Annotated in this window: 4 protein-coding genes; 2 read left to right on the forward strand and 2 right to left on the reverse strand. The window is 63.3% G+C overall.

Going from position 1 to position 6470, the window contains the following annotated elements; all coding sequences use genetic code 11:
- Nucleotides 1-74: 74 nt before the first annotated feature.
- Nucleotides 75-1565 carry a L,D-transpeptidase gene (locus AC1DXN_RS21090; protein ID WP_477271094.1) on the forward strand — a complete coding sequence of 497 codons (1491 nt, stop codon included), beginning with the start codon at nucleotides 75-77 and terminating at the stop codon, nucleotides 1563-1565.
- Here the strand turns inward: AC1DXN_RS21090 and AC1DXN_RS21095 are convergent.
- Nucleotides 1539-2171 carry a TMEM175 family protein gene (locus tag AC1DXN_RS21095; RefSeq protein WP_477271096.1) on the reverse strand — a complete coding sequence of 211 codons (633 nt, stop codon included), beginning with the start codon at nucleotides 2169-2171 and terminating at the stop codon, nucleotides 1539-1541. The genes AC1DXN_RS21090 and AC1DXN_RS21095 overlap by 27 nt on opposite strands.
- Nucleotides 2172-2340: 169 nt before the next feature.
- Here AC1DXN_RS21095 and AC1DXN_RS21100 point away from each other — a divergent pair, with 169 nt between their 5' ends.
- Nucleotides 2341-3900, forward strand: coding sequence for an MFS transporter (locus AC1DXN_RS21100; RefSeq protein WP_477271098.1), 1560 nt, complete (start codon nucleotides 2341-2343; stop codon nucleotides 3898-3900).
- Nucleotides 3901-3959: 59 nt separating this feature from the next.
- On the opposite strand, the gene AC1DXN_RS21105 is transcribed toward AC1DXN_RS21100, so the two are convergent.
- The gene (locus AC1DXN_RS21105; protein ID WP_477271100.1) at nucleotides 3960-5927 is read right to left on the reverse strand and encodes a M23 family metallopeptidase; all 1968 of its coding nucleotides are present in this window, start codon (nucleotides 5925-5927) and stop codon (nucleotides 3960-3962) included.
- Between the last annotated feature and the right edge of the window lie 543 nt (nucleotides 5928-6470).

Genomic DNA, 6470 nt, shown 5'->3' on the forward strand with positions numbered 1-6470 from the left:
GTTTGCTGGCGAAGGGTTCGCCTTGCAGGACACTGCCGGGCGGCGGCAATTACGGACCGGAGAGTTTGGCAACGATGTTCCGCACGATCTTCACCCTTTCGGTGTTCGCCGTTGGGCTCGTATCTTCCGGCGCGCTCGCCGCGCCGACGCAGGACACCGCGCCGCGGGCTGTTCGCGCTGACGACGCCGGTGGCGTGCTTGTCGCCCAGAACGGCGATTTCGATGTCTACTACGATGCCAGAGGAAACCGCGTCATCGTCGATGCGGAGTCCGGCAAGGTCATCGCCATCCAGCCGCCGCAGACCAGGCTCGACCGCCGTGCGTTGCGCCGCCAACTGCGGGCACGCGAACTCGGACGTGCACCCGTYGAAGATGACGACCGCTACTATCTCGACAATCCCGAGGACATGGCGCGCTACCGCCGCAAGCGGCTGGACGAGGATGGCAACATCATCATCGAGCCGCAGGTCGAAGAATCCGGTCCTTATGGCGACAATTCGGAGCAAGCCTTTCCTGATCCGCCGCAGGGTGGTGGTATCAATCCGGAGATTTCGCAGCCCGAGGAGCCGGGCACTGTCAAGCGCCAGCCGCTGGACGAGGCTTCGATAGACCCCGTCGAGCCGACCGAGCAAGGTGCACTGCCGCCAAAGACGGACGGCAAGGCATCGGTCGATCCGTCACTTTCGCTCGGCGCACGCCAGGACGTGGCGAACCTGCAGGTGCTGCTCGACCGAGCCGGCGCCTCGCCCGGTGTCATCGACGCACGCTTCGGCTCCAATGTCGACAAAGCGCTCGCCGCCTACAACGAGATCACCGGCAGCAATCTCAAGTCGACCGATGCGGTCGGCATCCAGGCAGCCCTTGCGCAATCCGGCGGTGATGCGTTCGCCTCCTATACCATCACACCGGAGGACGCCGCCGGCCCCTATGTCGCCTCGATACCGGAAGATTACAGCAAGAAGGCGCAGCTCGATCGCATGGGCTACACCTCCGTCACCGAAGCGCTGGCCGAGCGCTTCCATATGGATGAGGCCTACCTGAAGTCGCTCAATCCGGAGGCCGATTTCAACCGCCCCGGAACGATCATCAAGGTCGCCAATTTCGGAAAGCTGGTGGCGACGCCGGTTGCCCGCATCGTCGCCGACAAGGGCAAGAAGGAAGTCTTCGCCTATGACGCGGCGGACAAGCTGATCGCAGCCTACCCTGCAACCATCGGCTCTGCGGACACGCCGTCACCCACCGGCATCCATGCGGTGTCGCGGATCGCGCTCGATCCGAACTACACCTACAACCCCAACATCAATTTCAAGCAAGGCGAAAACGACAAGGTGCTGACCATTCCGCCCGGCCCGAACGGCCCGGTCGGCTCGGTGTGGATCGCGCTGGACAAGCCGACCTATGGCATTCACGGCACGCCGGAACCCTCCAAGATCGGCAAGACCGAAAGCCATGGCTGCGTGCGCCTGACCAACTGGGACGCGCGCGAACTGGCCAAGATCGTTTCGCCGGGCGTCACGGTCGAGTTCGTCGGCGGATCGTCAGCCGATGATCTTGCGCAGCAATGAGCCACGCAACGCGGTGGCATAGATCAGCTGCACAACCAGGATGAAGCCGACACTGAGCAAGGGGCTGATGAGAGACAGCGCGGCACCGACCGCCCACAGGATCTGCGCCTTGACGATGCGCATATAGACGGTGCGCCTGGTTTCCGCGTCGACGTCCTCGGCGACCAAGCCGTTTTTCTCCGCATACCGCCAGCTGGCGAACAGCGTCACGCCCAGCATCAGCAGATTGAGCCAGTAGACCAGCACCGCTGTCCTGAATTCGAGAAAGTCGGCCAGAAGGTCGGTCGAGAACGGCAGCAAAGCGATGAAGGCGAGAAAACACAGGTTCAGCGTTGCAAGGCGCCGGTCTGACCTGGCGATCAACCCATGCTGCGCCTGCTGGCCGAACCAGAAGATGGTCAGCGTCAGGAAGCTGAGCGCATAGGTCAGAAAGCGCGGCGCCAGGGCCGTGATGGCCGAAAGCAGCTCACCTTCCGAGTGGACCATTTCGTGCGCCGGCACCCTGATTTCGAGAACGATCAAGGTGAGCGCGATGGCGAAGACGCCATCGGTGATGCCGACGACGCGCCCGCGCGCCTCCGCAGACGGTTCGAGCGGTCGCTTCATGTGTTTTTCCCTCTTTGGGTTGCTCCGAAAAACTTAGCATGAGATTCGCGGTTTGCACCGGGATCGGCGACATCCTGCCCACGCGGTCAGGCCGTTGCCGAATCTGGTTTCAATGTGGGTCGCTCGCTGGCCGGTTGTTGCCGGCGCATTGCAGGTCTAAGCAAGCTGCATGAAATCTCCAAGCGAAGCTGCCGCCATCCCCCTGACCGGTTCCCTTCCAAGCGATTCGTTTTGTCCGCAAGCGCAGCGCCGTTTTGTGCTGATCGCGGCGATCCTGGCCTCGGCGCTCGGCTTCATCGACGGTTCGATCCTGGCCATCGCCATGCCGGCGATCCGCGTCAATCTCGGCGCCAGCCTTGCCGAGGCGCAGTGGATTTCCAACGCTTACGCACTGACGCTGTCGGCCCTCATCCTCGCCGGAGGTGCGGCCGGGGACCGATTCGGCCTGCGGCGTGCCTTCGTCGCCGGCATTGCGCTGTTCATCGTGTCTTCGCTGGCCTGCGCGGTGGCGCCGAACGCGGGTGTGCTTATTGCTTTTCGCGCGATACAGGGCATCGGCGCCGCCATCATGGTGCCGGGCAGCCTCGCCATCATCGCCAAGGCCTATCCGAAGAAGGAGCGCGGCAGGGCGATCGGCATCTGGGCGGCGGCCTCGGCGCTGACCACCGCACTTGGCCCGGTGCTGGGTGGCCTCGTCCTGTCGGCTTTCGGCGATGGCATCTGGCGGGCGATTTTCGCCGTCAACCTGCCGCTCGGCCTGTTCGCGATCTATCTGCTGCTGGCCAAGATCCCGGCCGATGCGCCAACGGAAAAGCGCAGCCTCGATCTCGGCGGTGCGGCGCTGGCCACGCTGGCGTTCGGGGCGCTGGCCTACGGCCTGACCTCGATGAGCGGCAAGGGCGAGGGACTTATGTCGGGCCCGAGCATCGCCGCCGGCGCGGGGCTGCTCGTCCTCTTCATTGTCTTCGAGCGCCGGCAGCGTGAGCCGATGATCGACCTGTCGCTGTTTCGCATACGCGCTTTCGCCGGCGCCAATGTGGCAACTTTCTTCCTCTATTTCGCGCTGTCGGCCAATCTGTTCTACCTGCCGATGCTATTGATTGCCGGATGGGGGCTCAGCACGGCCGAGGTCGGCTTCATCTTCCTGCCGCTGTCGGCGTCGATCGCGCTGTTGTCGGGTCCGGTCGGACAATGGTCCGATCGCATCGGGCCGCGCTTTCCGATCGCCACAGGCAGTCTGGTCGTTGCCAGCGCCTTTGCCGGGCTTGCCTGGCTCAGCCATGCCGGCATGCACAGTTTCTGGACCGGGGTTTTTCCGCTAATGGCGGTGATGGGGCTTGGCATGGCGCTGGTCGTGTCGCCGCTGTCGACCGCGATCATGACAGCGGTCGAGGACAAGGATACCGGTGCTGCCTCGGGCATCAACAATGCGGTGTCGCGCATTGGCGGCCTGATCGCGGTGGCGGCGATGGGGTCGCTCGCCGCCTTAGTCTATTCGACGGTGCTGGATATCAGCGTCAGATCAGGCATTCCGGGTTTTGGTGAACCGGCAATGGGCGGCATCCCGCCCGAACTCGATGCAACGCGGCTCGCCGCCAGCGATGCGGCCTTCTCGGCCATCGCCTGGGTCACCGCACTGCTTTGCCTGCTTTCGGCAGTTATTGCCTGGACGACCGTTTCCGGCGAGCGGATGCCATGGTCGCCCCGCCCAGAAAAACGGCAGAGCTGATTCGTCTGTATTGACTCGAGAGCACTGATTCGAAGGCACAGATTCGGGGGCGCGAAGGGTTAACCTTCGATCTTGGCGCTCGCGACCTTAAGCGAGTTGCTGTCCTGCTGCTTGAGCAGGTCGTCGATGCGCTCGCGCTCGCGCTTGAAGGCAACCAGGTCGTCGCCCTTCAGCACCTTGCCGACCGGCAGGCGGACTCGCATCGAATCGACCTTGGTGCCGTTGACGATCAACTCGTAATGGAGATGTGGACCGGTGGAGAGGCCGGTCTGGCCGAGAAAGCCGATGACCTGGCCCTGGCGGACATGAACGCCCGGCTCGATGCCTTTGGCAAAAGCGCTCTGGTGATTGTAGGACGTCTCGTAACCATTGGCATGGCGCAAGATGATCTGCTTGCCGTAGCCGCCAGCCCAGCCGGCCTTCTCGACGACGCCGTTGCCGGCGGCGATGATCGGCGATCCAATCGGAGCGGCCCAATCGGTGCCTGTATGCATACGGACATAGCCGAGGATCGGGTGCTTGCGCGCACCAAACCCGGAGGTAAATCTGCCGTTGGGCAGCGGATTGCGCAGCAGGAACTGCTCGGCGCTCGAGCCATTCTCGTCGAAATAGTCGGTGCTGCCGTCCTGCAATTGGAAGCGGTAGAAGTTGCGCGTCTGGCCGCCGAAGGTCGACGACACATAGAGCAGTTCAGACTCGTCGGACGCCTGGTCGTCGCCGTCCGGCTGCGAGAACAGCACTTCGAGGCGATCCGCCGGATTGAGCCGCGACTGGAAGTCGACGCCTGATGCCAGCAGCTTGACCAGCCGCTGGGTCATCTTCTTCGACATGCCGTAGGAATAGGCGGCGCGATAGATGCCGTCATAGATGTTCGGCAGATTGCCGCGCACCACCACCGGCGGTGAGTCGTCGAACGCCGTCAGCAATTCGGGATTGGGTTCCGGCTCCTGCGCCGGCACATACTGGCCGTGATCGTCGAGCGCGATGGTCACGATATGCGTGGTCTTGTCGTAGACGCTGGTGCGGACCACCTTGGCGGCGTCGCCATGCACCTCAAGACCGACGCGCAGCACGGTTCCTGCCTTGAGCGCCGGTGCGTTGAGCAATTTGGCGATCGCCTCGGCCATGCCGGTGGCGTCATCACCCGTATAGCCCGAATCAGCAAAGGCTTCTGTTATGTCGCGGTCCTTGGTGAAGGGAATGATTTCCTCGGCGAAAGCCGGCGTCTGGTCGTCGGCGATGGCGCGGGGCGACACCGAGACGTTCTCCGGCACGATCTTGACGTCGTAGGAGCCGGCCATGCTTTCGGCAAAGGCATCGCCGAATCTCTGCGGATCGACATAATGCAGCGATGCGACCTGCACGGCGCCGTCGCTTAGGTCCGAGCCGGCCTCGCGCACCACTTTCTCCACCTCGTCGGCGGACAGGTCGCTCTTTTCGTCGAAGGCCGCCGTCTCCATCGGGAAGTCGACCGTCTTCAGGCTCATCTCGCTTTCGACCTTGGCGCCATAGATCTGGCCGGCGGTAGCCGCGGCGGTTGCCGGCTGGCCGGCATTGTCGTCGCCGTCGTCGCCAAACACCTGCATCGGGTCGAAGGGCGGATAGGGGCGATTGGTCGTATGCCCGGCGGCAAGCGCCATCTTGATCTGCACGAAGGGCATGGTGTGGATGACGTCGCGGTCGCCGACCTTGGTCACCATCGACACCTCCATACGCCGACGGTCCTTGGCCTTGGCGATCTGGCGCGGCGGCACCAGCCTGGTGGTCTTGGCGACTTCACCGGAATCATCGCCATTGGCAACGCTGATCAGCTCGGCGATCTCGGGCGGCGTCGCCAGTTGCTGGCGGCCGTCAAGGGCGGCGAACAGCGCCACGCCCATCAGCACGCTCGAGGTGACGCCGGTAAGGAAGGTGCCCGACAGCCAACGCGCCGAGACCTCGCGCCGGTCGGGCGGGCCGCTGCGACCGTCCGCGATCAGCGGCGGGTCGTTGCCGAGTACGGCTATGACATCTTCCGTGTCTGGCATCCAGAAAGGCTGCTTCTTCCCCGGGCGGAACGGCTTGTCGCTTTTGTTGGGCCATGACATTTGCCTGTCACGGCGAGTGAAGTCAACGAAGCGGCGAAATCCCCACTCACACGCTCTGTCCTACAGCCCCTTATTGAGAGGCGTCTTTGCTCTCTTATAAGAGGTGCCAACCGATGGTACGCAGACCCCGCTTTGGTCTCTTATAAGAAAGCGCCGCGCGGGTCGCGCTGCGCCTTCTTTGTTGGTCTTGGTGTCGAACGGCAATGCGGCGGCAATAGGGCTCCTTCTTGGCAACCCCAATGTTCCCCTGGGGCAGTCCGCTGGCTCCAAAACTTCTGTCGCAAAAAGTTCAAAAACATGGTTGAGTGGTGTTGACAGTTTGGATGGGTGGCGACTATATACGCCTCACGAACGAGGGCGGTGCGCCGCTGGCGGCGAAGCAGTTTGCTTCTGAGAAAGCCCTTGTGAGAATTCAAGAGAGCCGCGTAAGCGACACTCGGACGGCCCCGAAGCCACAAGCGTAACGGGCCACGACCTCGCGTC

This window comes from Mesorhizobium sp. P2_H9 (assembly GCF_056403215.1).